Raw genomic sequence first — 19,067 nt, 5'->3', positions numbered from 1 at the left:
AGCACGGCACAGGCTCGACTGTAGGTCAGATCGAGCTTGACCAAGCTGATCTTCACCTTTTTCGCGTCTGCCAGCACTCCGACCACGTACCACCTTGTTCACAGTTTTCTCAATTTGCTACGTTCCATCACGACGCGCGCTTGAAATTTGATCGTGTTCAACAAAATGACGACGCGTTCAGAGTCGTTCATCTCTCGTTCAAAGATGCCGACAAAGCCTTGGAGCGGCCCTTCCTCGACCACCACGGTGTCGCCCGGTTGCAATTTGGGCGCTTCAATGGTCACATAGCCGTCCACCATCCGCTGACGAATAATCGCAATGATCTCGTCGTCCACCGGCGTCGGCTCTTCCTTTGTGCCGACAATATCACGGACGCCACGCGCGTACTTGACCGCGCGAAAGGAATCGTGCACGCGAAACTTGCAGAAAATGTAACTGCAAAACAGCGGTTTGATCACTTCCCGCTGAACGCCGCGCACCAGCTTCTTCTCCTTCAGCTTGGGATTAAACGTAGTCAACCCCAACGACTGCAAGCTCAATTGCGCTATATCTTCCTGCCGAGGCTTGGTATGAATGGCATACCACAAGACCTGCCGGCGAAATGATTCGTCACTCATAACAATCAACGTTTATAACCGATAAATTTTCGGGTGAGCACCCAGCGCCTTTGTCGCATTGCGGGTGTCCACGACGAGGTTTGAATGGTTGACGATCCAGGGCCAATCGTAGGCGCTGTGATCGGTCAACACCACAGCACAATCGCTCTCGGCCAACACCGCCTCGGTCAAGGCCACAGAGCGCAACGGCCGACCCTGCTGAACAAGTTGGGGCACAAACGGATCATGGTAACTGAGCCGAGCGCCGCGGCGGCTGAGCAGCTCCAGCACCTCCAACGCCGGCGACTCGCGCACATCTGAGACGTCTTTCTTGTAGGCCATCCCCAGCAACAAAATCCTCGATCCGCGGATCGGCTTACCAACATTGTTTAAGGCGTCAGCGATCAACGTCACCACGTATTCAGGCATGCGACGATTGACTTCATCGGCCAACTCGATGAAGCGCGTGGTGAAATTGTACCCTTTGGCTCGCCACGACAGATACAACGGATCAACCGGAATACAGTGGCCGCCAATGCCCGGCCCCGGATAAAACGGCATGAAGCCAAACGGCTTGGTGGCAGCGGCTTCGACTACCTCCCAGACATCAACGCCCATGCGATGGCACAACATGGCCATTTCATTCACCAACCCGATATTGATGACGCGGAACGTGTTTTCCAGCAGTTTGGTCAGCTCGGCTGTTGTCGCCGAGGCCACCGGCACGACCTGATTCACAACGCGCCGATACAAACTCACGGCTCGCTCCGTGCAAGCTGGTGTCACGCCGCCGACCACCTTCGGTGTGTTCCGCACGGTGAACTGCTTATTGGCCGGATCAATTCGCTCAGGAGAAAAAGCCAGAAAGAAATCTTTTCCGACTTTGAGCCCAGTGGCTTCGAGCAACGGCTTGAGCGCTTCTTCTGTTGTGCCCGGATAGGTCGTGCTTTCCAACACCACGAGCATACCCGGATGAAGATGCTTGGCCACCTCCTCGGCGGCTGTGATGACGTACGAAATATCCGGGTCCCTCGTCTTACGCAGCGGCGTCGGCACGCAAATGATCGCTGCGTCCACTTGTCCGAGGATCGTTGAATCGGTCGTCGGCGTGAAGTGGGAGCGCACGCGCCGTAGCTCCTCATCAGACACATCACCAATGTAGGAGACACCGCGTCGCAAGCTCTCCACCCGCTCAGCGTCCACGTCTAAGCCGTAGGTCTGCAGCCTCTCTTCAGCGAACGCCAGCGCCAACGGAAGACCAACATACCCCAAACCAATAACGGCAACTGTATTCATGCCTGTCCGTATTTCTCCAACATCTTTCTGAAGTAGGCGACCGTTCGCTGCATGCCTTCCTTTAATGGGACTTGCGGTTCCCAACCGAGCAGCATGCGCGCTTTGGTGATGTCCGGCCGCCGCCGCTTGGGATCATCTTGTGGCAACGGCTTGAAGACAATCTCCGACGAAGCCCCGACAATTTCCTTAACATACCGCGCCATCTGCAACAGCGAGTACTCGTCAGGATTGCCCAGGTTGATCACCTCTCCAGCGATATTCGGATAGGTCGCTAACCGGTAGACACCTTCGACCAGGTCGCTGACGTAACAAAAGCTGCGGGTCTGCGTGCCATCCCCGTAGACGGTGATCGGCTCCTGACGCAACGCCTGCACGATGAAGTTCGGCACGGCGCGCCCATCTTCCATGCGCATTCGCTCGCCGTAGACATTGAAGATACGCGCAATCCGCACATCAATCCCATGTGTGTGATGATAGGCCATCGCCAACGCTTCAGAGAAGCGCTTGGCCTCATCGTAAACGGAGCGGGGACCGTTGGGATTGACGTTGCCCCAGTAGCTTTCCGGCTGCGGATGCACCGTCGGGTCGCCGTAGACTTCGGACGTTGAGGCGAGCACGTACCGCGCGCCTTTCGCTTTGGCAAGTCCAAGCGTGTGCAGCGTGCCCAACGAATCTACCTTCATCGTGTGAATTTTGTACCGCAAATAATCAGCCGGACTGGCCGGACAGGCAAAGTGCAGCACCAGGTCAACCGGTCCCGCCACATAGACGTAATGCGTCACATCGTACTTGATAAAGCGGAAACTGGGATGCCCCAACAGATGCTCGATATTATCCGGCGTGCCTGTCAAGAAGCTATCCATCGCAATCACATCCCAGCCGGCTGTGATAAACCGATCGCACAAATGCGATCCAAGAAATCCCGCTCCACCCGTAATCAATACTGTCGCCATCTGACCAAACCTCAGATTTCACACATCAGACTTCAGACATCAGATTTCAAACATCAGGCCTCGACCTCGGATACAGGCCAAGCCATGAGCCTGATACCTGAAGGCTGAAATACTGACGCTTGTTAGAAATGATTTCGCACACTCTGTCGCCCCATGCAGTAATATTCAAAACCCAGCTCGCGCACCCGCGCCGGATCAAACACATTGCGTCCATCCACGATAATGGGCGTGCGCATGAGCGTTTTGACACGAGGTAAATCCAGATGCTTGAATTCGTCCCACTCGGTCAAGATCAGCAGCGCTTCGGCATCGCGAGCGGCCTCATACGGTGAATCAACGTATTGCACGATGTCCGGCTGAGGAGGAAATTCGCGCTTCATGTTCTCAGCAGCTTTGGCATCATACAACTTCAAGCGCGCGCCTTGATCCAGGAGCTGCCGGATCACTTTGAGGCTGACCGATTCGCGTATATCATCCGTGTCCGGCTTGAACGCCAGTCCGAGCACGCCAATCGTTTTGTTGCGACACATCCAAAGCGCTTCTTTGAGGCGCTCCATGAGCCGGCCCACGCGCGATTCGTTGATGCGATCAACTTCTTTTAACAACTCGAAGTTCAATCCCAAATCTTCGGCGATTTTGGCGAACGCTTTGACATCCTTCGGAAAACATGACCCGCCATAGCCAGCGCCCGCATTGAGAAACGAACGACCAATCCGCCGATCATAGCCCATCCCCTCGGCCACCATCTGGACATCCGCTCCCGTGCGCTCACACAAATCGGCGATCATGTTGATAAATGAAATTTTCATCGCCAGAAATGAATTGGACGCATGCTTAATGATCTCGGCGGTATTGATGTCTGTCACCAGTACCGGGCAATTGAATCCTTCGTAGAGTTTGAGCATCAGCGCCTTGGCCCGCTCCGACTCAACGCCAATGACGATGCGATCCGGCTCCATGAAATCCTTGATCGCCGTGCCTTCGCGCAAGAATTCTGGGTTGCTGGCCACGTCAAATTCAACGCCACTGCGCTTGAATAAGCCGACCGTCCGCTTGATCCACTGAGAGGTCTTGACCGGCACAGTGCTCTTCTCCACGATCAGCTTGTAATCGGTCATCGTGTGCGCGACCATGCGAGCCACCTCTTCCACCTGTGACAAGTCAGCTCCGCCATCCGCCATCGGCGGCGTGCCCACGCAAATAAAAATGATCTCGCTCCGGTTGACTCCGTCAGCAACATCGGTCGAGAACATGAGCCGCTGCTTGGCTACGGCCTCATGAAGCAACTCGTCAAGCCCCGGCTCATAAAATGGACTGCGCCCCTGATGCAGTTGGCGAATCCGCTCTTCGTTTTTATCCACGGCGATGACCTGATGACCTAACTTCGCAAAACAGGCTGCCGAGACCAAGCCAACATGCCCGGCGCCAATAACACACACGTTCGCCATACAAACGCTCCTCGCTGATTGCTCTACACGCTCCCTCTCAACCTCCCCATAGCGATCGCCACCAGCTTGATTTTGTTTTGTTGAACACGCGCAGCTCAGGCGCAAACGGCAACGTCTCACCCCGAATGACGGCCTGCGGATTGGCGACAAACAGGGCGTGTGCGACAGCCGCGCCGCACTCTCTCTCCACCACCTGATATGGCGCAGCCAGGCGCGGCGCACGCCAATCCGAGCGGTGTGAATCCGACGCAACGAAATGAATGAGGCCCGACTCAATCCATCGCAACGCCAGCCGCCGCGCGCTGTTGTTGGCAAGCAGGTAGGGCGCAGTCAACTGTGCATAGCACCCCATGTGTACAAACGTGCGCAACCGCTCTGGATCATTCACCAATACACGATTCCGTTCAGGGTGAGCGATGATCGGGCGCACGCCTGATGCGATCAGTTCAAACAACAAGTTTTCTGCGCCATGCGGCACGATCTCGCTGGGAAACTCGACCAGCATATAAGGCCCGCCGTTGATCAAAAGCTCTGGACGGCGTAACACGCTGAGCGCTTCCGGCACAGCGCATACTTCAGCGCCGCAGACCACCCGCAGCCGTCCAGCAAACGCTTCATTCAACCATGTCAATCGGCTCAGCATCTGTTCGCTCGTTGGCGTGGCGTAGCGCAGATGAAAGACGTGTGGCGTCGCTACCACCGTGCTGACGCCTTCCTTGATCAGGAGTTCACCCAACGCCACTGCTTCATCGAACGACCTGGCTCCGTCGTCAATGCCTGGCAGGATGTGACAGTGAATGTCAATCATACGCGCGCGCCCCCGGCTGCGTCGGTCTTTATGTGACCGCCGGCGGTGTTTCCTCAGCTTGCTGATCCGAGTAGTAGTAGTAGTAGCGGTAGTAATGGTAGTAGCCGTCCTGATTCACATCCACACGATTGAGCACCACGCCAAAGATTTTCGCGTTCACGTCATCAAGCGACTGCTTCGCGCGGTGCACCAGATCGCGCGGCGTTCGTCCACAGCGGATGACCATGATGACACCATCCACCATCGTCGAGAGAATCAACGCATCCGGCGTGGAAACCGGCGGCGAATCAATCACGACGAAATCATACTGCTGACTGAGCAGCGTGATAGCTTCACGCATCTTGCTGGACGAGAGCAGCTCAGACGGATTGGGCGGAATCGGCCCCGAAGGGATCACCGAGAGATTTTCAAACCGATTGTGCTCGATGACGGAGCCGAGATCAACCGCCTGCGTCAGGTAGGTGCACAAGCCATGTTGATTTTTCATGCGAAACATTTTGTGCAACCCAGGCTTGCGCAAATCGCCATCCACCACAATGACGCGAGCGCCGGTTTGCGCCAGACTCAATGCCATATTGACCGCCGTTGTCGTCTTGCCCTCGCCCGGACTGCTGCTGGTAAACAGAATCGTGCGCGGCGGTCGTTCTGCGTTCGACAGCAGCACCGATGTGCGCAGCGAGCGAAAGGCTTCGCCGAAACTCAACCGATGATGGTCATCCACAATCAAAATTGGACCGGAAGACTGTCTGCTGCTATGCAAACGAGGCAACGAGAGGCGGCCCTTCCTTTCCAGACTCTCCAACGCCGGCACCACGCCAAGCGACGGCAACCCCAGCAATCGGTCAACATCTTCGGTGGATTTCACCGTGTTATCCAGATACTCGACAAACAACGAGAGGAGGATGCCCACCAGCAATCCGACCAGTGCGCTCACGCCGATATTAAACAGTTTGCGCGGACGGGCCGGCACGGTCGGCGGCTGAGCGCGATCCAAAATCTGGATGTTGGTCGTCTCCAGCGTGGATAGCAGATCAACATCGTTCAGCTTTTGCAGCAACCCACCATACACTTGCGCGCTGGCCTCAACCTGCTGCTTTTGAATAGACAACCGCGCGGCCTGCTCATTTTGTCGCACGGTTTCTTCGCGCTGACGGGCTAATTCCTCGCGCAATTTCTGCTCACGAGCCAGCGCCGTCTTATAGTCGGCCTCCACTTTGGCCAGGATGCGCTGCTTGGCTTCCTGCAACTGACGCTCCGATTCCTCGATCTGGCTCTTCAAGGTTTTGACTTCAGGCCATTCGTTGGTGAACCGCTTTTCCAATTCGATCAATCGTCGCTGATCCTCGGCGATGCGTTGCCGGAGCACTTGCACCATCGGGTCGGCCATCACCACCGGCAGCGTATCAGCAGAGGCTTTCTTACTCAGGTTATAGAGCGCCTCTGCTTGAATGCGGTCCGCTTCGGCTTCCACCAACCGACGGTTCAAATCCATCAAGCGTTCAATGGCAATCGTTTGATTCTCACCGACCTCGACGATTTGATTCTCTTTGCCGTATTGCACCAGCTTTTCCCGCTGCTCCTCTAAGTCTTGCTGGAGCTTGGTGAGCCGCTCATTGAGCCACGCCCGCGCCTGCCGGGTTGATTCCAGTCGCGCGTCAATCGTGTATTTGATCAACTGCTCCATCAGCGTATTGACCACCAGCGCGGCTTGTTGCGGGTCAGGCGAAGCATAGTTCACCTGAACAATTCGCGTGTTGCGCAGCAGGCTCACATCCAGGCCGCCAAGGAACCGATCCAGCATCAGCTTGTCTCGCAGCGTCGGATCAGCGACGCCGGCCAGGTCGGCAAATTCAGGTCGCCGGGCCAGCGCCAGCTCATCAATCACGCGTCGCGCCAATGCCTTGCTCCGCAGCACATTCAATTGCGTTTCCAAATACTGGGCGTCATTAGCCGCCACAATCGTGCCTTCTTGATCGTTGGCCAGACGGATCGGCATCTGCTGATTGATGATCACCTTGCCAGAGGCCACATAAATCGCTTGCGCTTGATACATGCGAATCGCCGTCACTGTGACCACCACCAGCAACGCGCCTAGTCCAATCCACTTTCGCTTTTTCAGAATGCGCCAGTAATCCAGCAGATGAACATCGCGCTGCGCGGTCGTGGCATGGCGATACCAATCAGCCGCGTAAAATCTGGTCACCGGCTCACGCTCGTCATGAACCGGCGCCGGCAAATAGGATCGTTCGTCTTGCTGCGACATAAGCTCAATCCCGCTCTGAATCTCTTGCGATTGACGTCACTCGCGCCATCATTTCAAAGGTGATCCTGTGCGCTGCTTCACCACGTTTGCTCCTTGCCGTGAGGCCATCATGCACTCCCCTCGCGCGTTAAGGGCCACCAGTATATCACAACATCCATACTGCTGATACGCCATCGTCACTTAAAATAGCCTTCTCGCAGGCCGCCGAAATACTCAATTTCCTCCGGGTCATCAATTTGATATTTCTCCCAGATGCTCGCGTAGCCGCGCACCTGCTGCAACAATTCTTTGACCGATTGCACGTCTTGAGGAAAAATGACGTTGAAATTGATGCCCGGCGCGCCGCGTCGCAACAGCTCTTGGGCAATCTGGCCAGAAATTTCTACACCGGCGCGGCGCAGGTCCTCCTTCTCAGTGAAGCGACTTAATCGCTCAGTAACAGACGAGGGAACCGGCACGTGTAACGTCTTGCGCAAAAACTCACACCGCGTCAGGCTGGTTAATGGAATGACCGATGGAAAGATGGGCACATTCACCTGATGAGCCAGCGCGGCATCCACATAGCGGCAATAACTGTCGGCGTCGGTGACGATGTTGGCAATGATTCCCTGCGCGCCATTGTCAATTTTCTGCTTTTGGTAGCGCATGTGCTTGGTCAATGTGCTCTGCCATTCCGGATGTCCAGCCACCAGGATTTCCAGCGCGTAGTTTTGTTGGCGGCTGTAGTCATACATCAGCTTGACCAATTCCACCGTGGTGAATTTGTAGGCGTCGGTCTGGCGCGAATTGACCGGACTGGGATCACCGCGAATGATCAACACATGCGCCACGCCGTGCAACGCCATCTGGTCCACATGGGTGTAAACCGTTCGGTACGAGCCTTCATCCCGCGCCGTGATATGCACAATGATGGGGACGCGCATGGAAGCCTGAACGACTTCCACAACGGCCAGCGGATTCAATCTGAAGCTGCCTCCGGTGCTGTTGGTGATAGCCAGTGCGTCCAGGTCTAGCGCCTTGAGCGCCTCCAACAGTTCGCTGGTCTTGACCAGTCCCGGATAGTTCATCGGCGGGCTAATCTCGACACTGAACACATGCTCATTCTGTTGTCGTTTCCGCCGGAGTGCACCCAGCAAACTCACTCGTGAACAACCTCCTTAATCGAAAGCCTTTTTATACCAGACCTTGCCGTCATGATTCAAGGCGTTTCACTAATTCTTTCGCTTGGCGTCTGCTCGACCAATCTGCTATTTTCAAGGCCTGAGCCATCGGCAACGATCAGCGGCTGAACCGCCTGATCGAAGGCCGATAACAGATGAGCCAACTTCATACACAGGGAGGATCGAGTTGAAAAAAGTCGCCGTCATCGTCTCGCGAGGCAGCTTCAATAACTTCGTTCAGGTGGCCACATTGATCCGCGCGCTGACAGCCGTGCCCGACCGCTCTGTCCGCGTCTTCTTTCGTGATGAGGCGCTACTGAAAGTCACCAACAGCCACATCAACGAAACCAATTTCTCACAAGCCTATCAGGGCCTGGGAGAAGCCGTTTTGGCTCGATTACAGGCCGCCGACTTCCACACGCTGCACACATTTCTTCGCGACGCCAAACAGCACGGCGACGACGTGCAGTTCTTCGCCTGTGCTTCCTCCATGTTCATCTGCGGGTTGCACCAACAGGACCTCATCCCGGAAATTGACGCAATTTGCGAGATCAAAGAATTTCTGGAAACCGCCGTGTCTGATGCCGATGCTGTCCTAACGTTTTAACGGGAGTTTCATCTGATACCAATAGTCTGGAGAAGGTCCATGTGTGAGGCAGGAGCCAGAAGCTAGAAGTCAGCCGCGTTCTCTTGACGCAAATCGCTTTTGATCACTAGAATCCCGACCTCAAATCCGATGAAACTGTGGATTACATTCGTTGTGCTCTGCCTCTTGGCGCTTCCGTGTAGCGGTTCAACCGACAAAGGCGCGGTGCAGGCTGAATTGCTAGCCGACGTGGCGGCGATCCAACCGGGAAAATCGTTCACAGTGGGTGTGCTGCTCCGGATGAAGCCTGGTTGGCACGTGTATTGGAAGAATCCGGGCGATTCCGGTTTGCCAACGTTGGTTGAGTTCAAAGTTCCCCAAGGTTTCGTCCTCGGCCCACTGCAATGGCCTATCCCGACGAGGTTCGATCAACCAGGAAACATCGTTGGCTACGGCTATTCTGATTCGGTTCTGTTCATAGCCAAGGTGCTCGCGCCAAAGACGGTATCACTTGGATCAACCATTCGGATTCAAGCCAAAGTCGAGTGGCTCTCTTGTGAGCAGGTCTGCATCCCTGGTAAGGCCAATCTAAGTCTCACGCTGCCGGTCAGCAAAGCAGCGGCCCCGGCCAATGCCGAGTTGTTCGCAAGCTGGCAGAGGCGGCTTCCGCAAGAGAGCACGGGCGCTGATAGTCCGCTGATGGTGAGAACGTCAGGCTCTATCCCGCCCAACGGCACAGCCGGGTCTTTCCTTCTCTCAATTCAATGGAAGTCAGCCCCCCTTCACGTGGAGTGGTATCCCACAGCAGATGAGGCGCTCGTCATTGAAGACGTGACCTGCCAAACACAGGCCACGCAAACACAAGTTTCATTCAAAGTGGCGATCTTGCCGGGTCAACGACTGTCATCAACTGTCTTAGAATCACTCGTAGTCTACACCGATACCGATGGTGTACGAAAAGGCGTCATCGTGCCGGTGCGGCTGCGAGGGTAAAATTTTGAAAATTCCTTTGCAGAGGCAATATGAAACAGGTAACAGCTTTGAGCATTGCAGTTTTGGTGGTAGCAGGAGCAGCGTGGCTCTATTTCACGCGAGCCGAGGACGGCAATCTGACGGCTTCGGTGGGCGCAGCCGCTCCGGCCTTTAGCTTGGAAGATCAAACCGGGAAGAAGGTGAGTCTGTCCGACTTCTCCGGAAAGAAGATCGTCGTGCTCGAATGGATCAATCCGGATTGTCCCTACGTTCAACGCCACTACAAGGCCGGGACGATGAAAAGCCTCGCCCAGAAGTACAAAGACAAAGGCGTCATCTGGTTGGCTATCAACACGACACACTACATGAATAAGGAAACCAACCAGAAATGGATCGCGGACTATCAGCTTCCCTACCAGATCCTGGATGATCACGAAGGGACGGTCGGTCGGCTCTATGGAGCCAAGACGACCCCGCACATGTTCATCATTGACAAGTCGGGGAAAGTCGTCTACCAAGGGGCGATTGACGATGACCCGCGAGGAAACAAGGGCGAAAACAAAGTCAACTACGTCGCCAAAGCACTCGACGAGTTGCTGGCCGGCAAACCAATCAGCATGCCGCAGACCAAGCCATACGGCTGCTCGGTGAAATTCGCCAAGTAACAAGAAAGCAACCGCTTAGCCCACGAAACACACGAGCAATGGGACAAGGAAAAGACGGAATAAGAAATTAGAGAGGAGCCAGTAGGGAGTGCGTCTCTCATTTTTCCCAAGCCTTGCTTTTCGTGCCTTTCATGTGTTTCGTGGGCTCGGCTGAGTAAAAGCCACTTGCTCCTCACTTCTCAGGAGCAAATGGCTTTCAAAACAATCAACAACCAATAACGGCCGAGTGAGCGTGCTATTTGAGATTCTCAGGAATCGGCCTGAGTGAAACGTCTCTCAGTTCGCCCATCAACTTAACCTTTGCCGGTCGTACCACTACCGGACTTGGGGTGGATACCTTACCTGTTGGGTTGATTGTCAACTGCGCATCAATACCGACATTGGAAATCAGTGGACCACCGACCAGGTCACTATTGATCTGCAGAAAGGCATAGTCACCACCATCGAGGGAGATCGGGCTGCGATAGAACCCTAAACGGTCACCGTCGAATGGAATGTGGACGCGGTTCCTCCGACGGTCTGTTTGAACGCCGACGTAAATGTCGCCGCTGGTTGCAACGACATTGTCTGCCCTCATATCGTAGGTCAGGAAATTACCCCGGTTCATCTGTGTTGGCAACGACGTGATGCGCGCTTGGCGGTTCACAACTCGTCGAGCATTGGCCAAATTGCCATCGCCGTCGGGATCCAAGTAAGCAACAATTTGGAACGTGTCATTAACCATCGGACCATTGGCGACATTGAACTGCAAAAACGTCATGCTATCCAACCGGGCTGGGTATTCCGGTGGGGTAATGCGTGTCAGGGCTTCCAGTGTGTTGCGCGGCGTTCGGAAGCTGTCAGCCCGCACGATAAACCACGGACCAAAGCCGCTGGCCGTGTGGCGCACACTGCGCGTTGTGCCTCGCGCCGGAACCGTTACTTCCAATCTATAGTTAGCTTCCGGCGCCGGCGTCGGGTCATAGTTGGACACCGTGACATAATATCGCGACATCTCCGGCAAGCGTGGATTCTCACCATTGGCTTCTTCCGCACGATTTGAATAACGATAGAACAACCGATTGTCCATGATCTCCGGGTTGTCTAATGAGGCAGCAGCATCATGACCGCAGAGTTCATCGGTATACAGCAAGTCCACAGCATCACCGAGAACCCAACTATCCACGTCGGGCTGAGCCGGCGTCCATCCAACTTGGTATCCCAACTCAACCACATTCGGCTTGCTGCCACCAACATCAAAGTAGAACCAATCTTCTTGCGGATCATTCAACTGAAAGTCCACCTCCAATTGTTCAACAAACGAACTGGTGTCACCAATCCTGACCCGACCGGTGATCGTTTCTGTCCCAACGGCTTGTGATAAGGCTTCAGCCTGACGTTTGTTGTTGTTTGGCTCCCTTTCGGCCCGCGTCCCTTGAGCGGAAGATAGGTTCGTGCCAACAAGCATCGCCATCATCAAAAGACCAATCAACACTGTTGTGAGTCGTTGTTTCATTTCTCCTCCTAAACTGAAGATTTGCGGGATTGCCCGTTTCAAGGAATGAAAATACCGATTCTCGTACATTCGTGCATCCATCAACAAGCCAGCGCGCCATCATCAAATAAGACCTCATCAGGACTGACTCAAACCGAGCACGCCGGTGTTTGAAGACATAGGTAACGAGGACTTCTGCTTGATAATTTCCCTCACCATCGTTTACTTACATTCTCGCCACCGGGCCTTGTTACCTTAACAGACGAAGTTGAGGTCTGTCAAGCAACTCGACCAGCAAGCTGAGATTTCATCCAAGCCAGGTCACGCCGGCTGCGCGCGTGCTCTCAACGATCAGTTCCGGTCCAGCAATCATAGCTGGCGAGAGCGCGCCAGTCTCTGCGGCTCCGTGCCTGAGCAGGTGTGAAGCCGCAGCGACGGCGATTGTCGCCGTCAGGCCGTAGGGGTCTCGTCCTTGAACAATCACGGCGTGCCGGTCTTCACCACGACTGGCTTCGCACACCACTGTGAAGCGGCTGTTCTTCCGTTCTTCGTCAGTCGGTCCAACGGCGCCCGCTTCGATACGGCCGAGCAGCCAACGTTGCATTGGTGTCTTCATCGCCGCGCGAAGCAACGGCAGCCCGATGCCCAGCAGAGCGGTTGTTGTGGCTTCCAGCGCCATCATCGGAATGACGGCCTGCGTGCGGACATGTCGGGGCACGAGAATCGCTTCTCCACCGGGAAACGACACGGCGGTCAGCTTTCGGCCGCTTGGCAAATGCACGGTGCGTTGTTCACGGCCTGGCGCCGTGGGCACCAATTCTCCGTTTTGATAGAGATAGCCTTGATCGGTCAACACCCGTAAGACCGATTTCTTGGTTCCCCGGCTCGCGCCGAATCCAGATACAGCATACACGATGGAAATCTCATCGCACGGCTCCAGTTCTCGAGCAGCCAACGCAGCAGCCGCATCGGACAACGCATATTCAAACGCAGTGGCCGGGGCCACTACGATACCTTTTTGCTTGGCAAGCTCGCTATACCGCTCAAAGACCAGCTTGATGAAGGCCTGCTCACCGGTTGTATCCAGATAGTGCACGCCGTGGTGGACAGCCGCCGCCACCACTGGCTCGCCAAGTTCAGTGAACGGCCCGGCGCAGTTTATCAGGACGCCTGTTCCTTCAAATATCGGTAACAAGGTTTCCGGCTGCTTCACATCAGCGACAACTGTCTCAACACCGTGACCAAGCTCGGCCGCGAATCTACTGAGTTTCTCTGCGCTTCGCCCTGCCAGACGCAGCGGCAGGCCGAGCCGCTTCACTTCCCGAGCGACGAGTTGACCGGTGAAGCCTGTGGCCGCTAATACGGTGATCATGGCAAGCTATGCTTTGACCAATTCGCGCACAATCTTCAACGTCGCATCAATCTCTTCCGGGCTGTTATAGATGTGGACCGACTGTCGCACGCCATTCTCCACGCCCATCGAGCGCACGCGGATTTTTCGCTTCCACAACTCATCCATCAACTGTGGTCCGGTGAGTCCCTCCACACGATAGGTCACCATCGCGCCTGCCAACTTCGGATGGATGGGAGAGAGGATGCTGACGCCCTTGATGCTGCGCAACCCGTCGCGCAGCCGATTGGCCAACCCGATGATGCGCTGCTGGACACGGTCAGGGCCGATCCGTTGGTGAAAATCAATCGCCGCTTCCAGCCCTTTGAGCAATGACCGATTGCCGGTCCCGTACTGCATCAACCGGTATGCGCCATCGCGATAATTATTCCACTCACCGGAGCACAGCGTGGTCCAGACATCGTTGAGCTTGTCTTGGCGAATGTAAAGGAACCCATTGCCCGGCGGCGCCAACAACCACTTATGCGGACTCGAATAGTAGGCATCACAGCCAATCTCTTTCACATTCACATGTAACTGACCGACAGCCTGCGCGCCGTCCACAATGGTGAAGATGCCGCGCGGACGCGCCAGCTTGCAAATCTCTGCCACCGGCATGACGATGCCCAGCATCGAGCTGATGTGAGGCAGTGTGATCACGCGGGTGCGCGGCGTGATCGCTTCGGCAAAGATGCGGATCACCGTCTCCGGATCAGGCGTCGGAACGGGAATTTCCAATTGACGATAGATGATCCCATGTCGTTGCGCACGCAGCTCCCAGCCGCAGCGTCCGCCGGGATGCTCTTGATCGGTGCTGAGCACTTCGTCGCCCGGCTGCAACGCCAATCCGTGCGCCAGAAAATTCATGCCCATCGTGGCGTTCTGCGTGAGCGCGATTTCCTGTGCGTTGGCATGAATGAGTCGCGCCAACTTTTCACGCAACTCCACAAACGGGCGATAGCCGCTGAACCAATCCGGATTCTCTGGACGATAATCCCAATGCGCCAGCGTCTGCTCAACCAATCGCATGTCTTCGATCACGGCATCGAGCACTTGACGCGGACAAGCGCCCAACGTGCCCGTATTGAAGAATGCTTCGTCTGCCGGAATAAGAAATTGCTGACGAATCCAGCGCCAATACTGTGGATCATCCGGCGCCGGCCAGTTATCTTCAGGAGGCGCTTTCTTCGGATCGCGGGTGTTAGCCTGAACTCTGCTGGCCAGCGGCCACAGGGCCGGCGCAGCCATTGCGCGAAAGAAATGACGACGATTCATGATCAACCTCCTCATCAAATCAGGGTCGCTGTGCCACCGATCAACGCCATCACAATCAGTCCCAACACGAGCACAACACCGTTCAGGATCACCGACTGCCGGTGCAAGCGATCGAACTGCTGTTGCTGCATCTGACCGGCATCACGCGCTGCGTTGATGCGCGGCATCAAACTTTGTCGAGCATACAGATTGATGAGCACCATCACCAGCAACAAACCGACTTGCCACAGCGTGGCTGGCGCCCATCCTGGCCCGCTCGTCAAGCCCCAAAGCGTTAGCACGGCTACGACACCACACACCATCCCGATGAGGTAATACACAGGAAAGACGGCGCGAACGACTTTTCCCGCATCGCTCGGCGAGAGCACGCGGAACAACACGGGCGCCACCACAAATGAAAAAAAGATTATGCTGCCAAGCCAGATACCCAATGCCAGTAAAAGTAGCCCGTTCAGCATCGCATTCATGCTTTCACTTCCGTTGCCTGGGTCATGGAATTCCGTTTCACTCTCCAGTTGCTGCTTCCTCGACCCCGGCGACATCTCCACAGGTAAGTGTTGCCCGGCCGTTTGCGTTTCACGGTTTCATGTGTCATCTCGGCTGTCCTGCGGCAATAGGATTTCGCCAATCCGGGATTTCGCTAATCTGGAATCCCCGGCTCCGTCTGCCGACGCGGATCCAGCACGCGCTCCAATTCGGCTTCGGGCAGCACCTTCCTCTCTCTGGCAATCTCGCGCACGGTGCGACCGGTGGTATATGCCTCTTTGGCAATCGCTGCTGCGGCATCATAACCGATCTTCGGTGCCAGCGCCGTGACCATCGCCAGACTCCCTTCAATGAGGCTTTCGCATCGCTCACGATTGGCCGTGATGCCGCTGACACACTTATCCGCCAAGACGCGCGAGCCGTTGGCGAGCAACTGAATAGACTGAAGCAGATTGTAAGCCAACACGGGCATCATCACGTTCAATTCAAAATCGCCGCCCTGCCCGCAGATGCTCACTGTCAGGTCGTTTCCGATGACTTGCGCGGCGATCATGCGCACAGCTTCGGGGATGACCGGATTGACTTTGCCCGGCATGATGGAGCTGCCCGGCTGCAACGACGGCAAATTGATTTCGCCAATCGCGCACCGCGGACCCGACGCGAGCCAGCGAATGTCATTAGCAATTTTCATCAAACTGCATGCCACGGTCTTCAATGCGCTGCTAGCTTCAACTGCTGCATCTTTGGAGCCAAGCGCTTCAAACAGGTTCGGAGCTTGCTTGAACTGGATGCCGGTCCACGCCGATATGCGCTGGATGACGCGACCAGGAAACTCTGGCAACATGTTCAAGCCGGTTCCCACGGCGGTGCCGCCCAGCGCCAGCTCGCTCAGGTGCTCGCAGATGTTCTCCACACGGCGAATATCATGCGCCACCATTGAGGCGTAGCCGCTAAATTCCTGTCCCAGTCGAACCGGCACCGCGTCTTGCAAATGCGTTCGACCGATTTTCACAATATCATCGAACTCCTTTGCTTTGGCATCGAGCGCCGCATGCAGATGCGCCAGCGCTGGTAGCAACTCTTTTTTAATGGATTCGAGCGCCGCAATGTGGATCGTAGTAGGGATTACATCATTGCTCGATTGGCCTTTGTTGACGTGATCGTTCGGATGAACAGGTTTCTTCGTGCCCATCTCACCGCCGAGGATTTCAATGGCGCGATTGGCGATGACCTCGTTGGCGTTCATGTTGGTTGACGTGCCCGAACCAGTTTGAAACACATCCACGACGAACTGGTCGTCGTGCTTGCCGTCAGCGACTTCTTGCGCTGCCTGGACGATCGCCGCGCCTAACTTCTCATCCAGCAATCCCAGCTCCATATTGACTTCGGCAGCGGCTCGTTTGATCAATCCAAGGGCGCGGATAAATGGACGTTGAAAACGCAACTCACTGATGGGGAAATTTTCTTTCGCGCGATGTGTCTGCGCGCCGTAATAGACATTGGCAGGCACGCGGACTTCACCGAGCGAATCGGTTTCAATACGATATTCAATCATGGCTGAGGTCTCCTTCTGTATGAAGTGGGATGAGGGTCAAGTTTATTGCCAAGCAGACAGAGCAGCAAGAGCCGAAGGCAATTTACACGAGTTAGGAAAATGTGATGAACGAGCGTCCTATCGCCTCACTGGGGAATCGTCCATGCACAACAGCACGCCATGAAGGATGAAAAAAAAGCCATCGAGGTCACAGAGTCCACTGAGAGCCTTCTCCTTCTTTGCCGTCTCTCCCCTTGTCCCCTCATGCGGCCTCTGTGGCTATTTTTGGGAGAATCCTCCCTAGGCTATGGCACGCCATGAAGAATGCAAATGTGGCACAGGCGTCAGGCCTGTACTACATCCGCAAGGGACGCAACTCACCAATTAACTCGCACAATATATCGCGGCGGGACTCTCACATAGCCGTTGGCGCGGGCAAATTGAACGACGTCCACGAGCAGTTGCACGTCCTGCTGACAGTAGGCAACGACTCTGTCTATCTGGCCAGCGCGCCACCATCTGACGGCCATTTCGCCGGCCCCGCTTTTGCTGCAATTCAGCGTCGCTTGTGCCAACGATTCCAGCCTCAAGCGAAATCCTAATTTCTGTTTCAAATCCCTCAACAGGTCGAGCGATTTCCCGTAGAGCATGCTTACGTCGCCGTAGGCCGAGAGCACCTGAAAATCAAATCGTTCGCCGTTGAATGTGATGATGCGGTCAAAGCGCCCCAGCTCTTCGATCAATCGGACGGCGTCTTGTTCATACCATACGCGAAACTGGTTGCGCTCATCCCACGTCACACCCACGGCCAAGCCGAAACCCCGTATGTTCGACCATCCGCCCGGCACTTCGTGTGAAAGCCGCAGTGTCTCTACATCAAAATAAATTTCAGACATTCAGACCCCAGACATCTGTTGTGCATACTGCTCCATTACCCGACCTCGCGCGCCAGACATGAATGCCTTGAGCACCTTTTCACTAGAGCGATTTTCAATTGCATTTAGCCTGAGGGCCCTGCATCCCACAGGCTGATGCACGTTGGAAGCGCGCGCCCCAGGGTAAACTCATTCACAAACCGCTCGAAGTAGGTCGCCAGCTCCGAACTCCATTTTTCGGACGGCTTCTCATTCTACAACGAGGTCGTCAAGTGCGAAACTGATTTGGTCCGTCAAAGCGCTCAAATCACGGCGACAATCAAAGCTGTGCTTGCCCCTTGGCATGGACCATTACCTTGAACGGTGAAATCAAGTCGTATACGTCAAGTCGTACAAGATGGCCGTGAAATGAAATCGGTCTCGTTTGCGAGCGGGCTTTTCGGGTACTCATTCACAGAAAGCCCGTGCAATTTGGCCTGCTCCACAATCCTCTAGGCGGTCTCCGGTTCAACAGTTTCAAGTATGGCATCCATACTCATCGTCCTCCCTGAATCAAGATAGTGGCCCGCCTGAAACTGCTCAAGGTAATACCAATCCTCCGAAGAAAGGCCATTGTTCGATGAAGCCCGATGGAGAGCAGGAGCAGAAGTTCCTAAGCGGCAGTCTCCGACTTTCTGTGCGCATTTGTATGACATCATCATGATGGTGGGTCAGCATCCAGAGGCCGCGCCATCGGCCGCTGACAATCTTGCCGGACGTGTAACCTCCGCAGCAGCAGACCGAGCCAGCGTGACGCGTTGCAGACGCGCCAGAGCAGCCCGTTGGTGGCCAGCGAGTGGACAGAACGAGCCGATGGGAAACGGGTGGCGCCCCTTCAGACGCGAACGATTGGGGATGACGCCCCCCACACGTCGCACGTCTGGCCACCATCTGGCGGGCGGCGGCTGCCGCCGCTGCTCCGAGCTCGCTCGGTTCAACACATCCTAGGCCAGCGGGCGCCCACACAGCGACGCCTTGACAAACACGTGGCCTTTTCCTCTACACCCGGCATAGGATTCCTCCGAAAATAGCCACAGATTGGCCGCAGGAATCGCTTATGTGCTCCGCGCACACCACGAAGCATGAAAATGGTTATTTTCAGAGGAGTGAGGAGTCGGCCACAGATTGCACCGATTGTCACCGAGAGCATCATTGGGGTCAATCTGTGAAATCTGTGGCGATTTTCAGAGGAATCGCCCATGAGCTTCGCGCTGGCCACGAACCATGAAAATGGTTATTTGCAGAGG

The 19,067-nt window shown here is 55.4% G+C and carries 16 protein-coding genes; 3 read left to right on the top strand and 13 right to left on the bottom strand.

All coding sequences use genetic code 11. The features are described 5' to 3' along the window. Positions 1-98 precede the first annotated feature (98 nt). From NZ823_00375 to NZ823_00345, 7 genes are all read right to left on the bottom strand, one after another. A complete protein-coding gene (locus NZ823_00375) occupies positions 99-617 on the bottom strand; it encodes a hypothetical protein (GenBank protein ID MCS6803585.1) in 519 nt (172 codons plus the stop codon). A 12-nt stretch (positions 618-629) separates the two neighbouring features. Beyond that, on the bottom strand, positions 630-1,892 hold the full coding sequence (locus tag NZ823_00370) for a nucleotide sugar dehydrogenase (GenBank protein MCS6803584.1): 1,263 nt from the start codon (positions 1,890-1,892) through the stop codon (positions 630-632). After that, on the bottom strand, positions 1,889-2,845 hold the full coding sequence (locus tag NZ823_00365; GenBank protein ID MCS6803583.1) for an SDR family oxidoreductase: 957 nt from the start codon (positions 2,843-2,845) through the stop codon (positions 1,889-1,891). The genes NZ823_00370 and NZ823_00365 overlap by 4 nt, the downstream gene beginning before the upstream one ends. 122 nt (positions 2,846-2,967) lie before the next feature. After that, the gene (locus tag NZ823_00360) at positions 2,968-4,293 is read right to left on the bottom strand and encodes a UDP-glucose/GDP-mannose dehydrogenase family protein (GenBank protein MCS6803582.1); all 1,326 of its coding nucleotides are present in this window, start codon (positions 4,291-4,293) and stop codon (positions 2,968-2,970) included. 37 nt (positions 4,294-4,330) lie between these two features. After that, positions 4,331-5,101 (bottom strand): protein tyrosine phosphatase, encoded by a 771-nt coding sequence (locus NZ823_00355; protein MCS6803581.1) that lies wholly within the window; start codon positions 5,099-5,101, stop codon positions 4,331-4,333. A gap of 28 nt (positions 5,102-5,129) precedes the next feature. Continuing rightward, positions 5,130-7,364 carry a polysaccharide biosynthesis tyrosine autokinase gene (locus NZ823_00350; protein ID MCS6803580.1) on the bottom strand — a complete coding sequence of 745 codons (2,235 nt, stop codon included), beginning with the start codon at positions 7,362-7,364 and terminating at the stop codon, positions 5,130-5,132. Between the two features lie 176 nt (positions 7,365-7,540). Beyond that, on the bottom strand, positions 7,541-8,506 hold the full coding sequence (locus NZ823_00345; GenBank protein ID MCS6803579.1) for a methylenetetrahydrofolate reductase: 966 nt from the start codon (positions 8,504-8,506) through the stop codon (positions 7,541-7,543). Positions 8,507-8,711: 205 nt separating this feature from the next. Between NZ823_00345 and NZ823_00340 the strand changes: the two genes are divergently transcribed. The 3 genes from NZ823_00340 (at position 8,712) to NZ823_00330 (ending at position 10,747) form a co-directional block, all read left to right on the top strand. Then, the gene (locus tag NZ823_00340) at positions 8,712-9,131 is read left to right on the top strand and encodes a DsrE/DsrF/DrsH-like family protein (GenBank protein ID MCS6803578.1); all 420 of its coding nucleotides are present in this window, start codon (positions 8,712-8,714) and stop codon (positions 9,129-9,131) included. A 129-nt stretch (positions 9,132-9,260) separates the two neighbouring features. Further along, positions 9,261-10,103, top strand: coding sequence for a protein-disulfide reductase DsbD family protein (locus tag NZ823_00335; GenBank protein ID MCS6803577.1), 843 nt, complete (start codon positions 9,261-9,263; stop codon positions 10,101-10,103). Positions 10,104-10,132: 29 nt separating this feature from the next. After that, entirely contained in the window at positions 10,133-10,747 is a 615-nt protein-coding gene (locus NZ823_00330) for a thioredoxin family protein (protein ID MCS6803576.1), read from the top strand. 235 nt (positions 10,748-10,982) lie between these two features. Here the strand turns inward: NZ823_00330 and NZ823_00325 are convergent, their stop codons facing one another. The 6 genes from NZ823_00325 to NZ823_00300 form a co-directional block, all read right to left on the bottom strand. Continuing rightward, positions 10,983-12,242, bottom strand: coding sequence for a hypothetical protein (locus NZ823_00325; protein MCS6803575.1), 1,260 nt, complete (start codon positions 12,240-12,242; stop codon positions 10,983-10,985). Positions 12,243-12,528: 286 nt separating this feature from the next. Further along, complete coding sequence (locus NZ823_00320; protein ID MCS6803574.1) at positions 12,529-13,593, bottom strand: saccharopine dehydrogenase NADP-binding domain-containing protein; 1,065 nt, start codon at positions 13,591-13,593, stop codon at positions 12,529-12,531. 6 nt (positions 13,594-13,599) lie between these two features. Continuing rightward, positions 13,600-14,886 carry an aminotransferase class V-fold PLP-dependent enzyme gene (locus NZ823_00315; GenBank protein MCS6803573.1) on the bottom strand — a complete coding sequence of 429 codons (1,287 nt, stop codon included), beginning with the start codon at positions 14,884-14,886 and terminating at the stop codon, positions 13,600-13,602. A 14-nt stretch (positions 14,887-14,900) separates the two neighbouring features. Beyond that, positions 14,901-15,353, bottom strand: a complete 453-nt coding sequence (locus NZ823_00310; protein ID MCS6803572.1) for a DUF4149 domain-containing protein — start codon at positions 15,351-15,353, stop codon at positions 14,901-14,903. Positions 15,354-15,526: 173 nt separating this feature from the next. Continuing rightward, on the bottom strand, positions 15,527-16,927 hold the full coding sequence (locus NZ823_00305; protein MCS6803571.1) for a class II fumarate hydratase: 1,401 nt from the start codon (positions 16,925-16,927) through the stop codon (positions 15,527-15,529). Positions 16,928-17,283: 356 nt separating this feature from the next. After that, a complete protein-coding gene (locus tag NZ823_00300) occupies positions 17,284-17,802 on the bottom strand; it encodes a ribonuclease H-like domain-containing protein (protein ID MCS6803570.1) in 519 nt (172 codons plus the stop codon). Positions 17,803-19,067: the final 1,265 nt, after the last annotated feature.

Source organism: Blastocatellia bacterium (assembly GCA_025054955.1).
GTDB lineage: Bacteria > Acidobacteriota > Blastocatellia > HR10 > J050 > JANWZE01.
Note: the sequence above shows the minus strand (reverse complement) of the source record. Positions and strands in the feature narration are given on the sequence as shown.

What these genes read in the sequence shown, in the direction of transcription:
- NZ823_00375 (MCS6803585.1), bottom strand. Translation starts at nt 617, where the DNA reads ATGAGTGACGAATCATTTCGCCGGCAGGTCTTGTGGTATGCCATTCAT.
- NZ823_00370 (MCS6803584.1), bottom strand. Translation starts at nt 1,892, where the DNA reads ATGAATACAGTTGCCGTTATTGGTTTGGGGTATGTTGGTCTTCCGTTG.
- NZ823_00365 (MCS6803583.1), bottom strand. Translation starts at nt 2,845, where the DNA reads ATGGCGACAGTATTGATTACGGGTGGAGCGGGATTTCTTGGATCGCAT.
- NZ823_00360 (MCS6803582.1), bottom strand. Translation starts at nt 4,293, where the DNA reads ATGGCGAACGTGTGTGTTATTGGCGCCGGGCATGTTGGCTTGGTCTCG.
- NZ823_00355 (MCS6803581.1), bottom strand. Translation starts at nt 5,101, where the DNA reads ATGATTGACATTCACTGTCACATCCTGCCAGGCATTGACGACGGAGCC.
- NZ823_00350 (MCS6803580.1), bottom strand. Translation starts at nt 7,364, where the DNA reads ATGTCGCAGCAAGACGAACGATCCTATTTGCCGGCGCCGGTTCATGAC.
- NZ823_00335 (MCS6803577.1), top strand. Translation starts at nt 9,261, where the DNA reads ATGAAACTGTGGATTACATTCGTTGTGCTCTGCCTCTTGGCGCTTCCG.
- NZ823_00330 (MCS6803576.1), top strand. Translation starts at nt 10,133, where the DNA reads ATGAAACAGGTAACAGCTTTGAGCATTGCAGTTTTGGTGGTAGCAGGA.
- NZ823_00325 (MCS6803575.1), bottom strand. Translation starts at nt 12,242, where the DNA reads ATGAAACAACGACTCACAACAGTGTTGATTGGTCTTTTGATGATGGCG.
- NZ823_00320 (MCS6803574.1), bottom strand. Translation starts at nt 13,593, where the DNA reads ATGATCACCGTATTAGCGGCCACAGGCTTCACCGGTCAACTCGTCGCT.
- NZ823_00315 (MCS6803573.1), bottom strand. Translation starts at nt 14,886, where the DNA reads ATGAATCGTCGTCATTTCTTTCGCGCAATGGCTGCGCCGGCCCTGTGG.
- NZ823_00310 (MCS6803572.1), bottom strand. Translation starts at nt 15,353, where the DNA reads ATGAATGCGATGCTGAACGGGCTACTTTTACTGGCATTGGGTATCTGG.
- NZ823_00305 (MCS6803571.1), bottom strand. Translation starts at nt 16,927, where the DNA reads ATGATTGAATATCGTATTGAAACCGATTCGCTCGGTGAAGTCCGCGTG.
- NZ823_00300 (MCS6803570.1), bottom strand. Translation starts at nt 17,802, where the DNA reads ATGTCTGAAATTTATTTTGATGTAGAGACACTGCGGCTTTCACACGAA.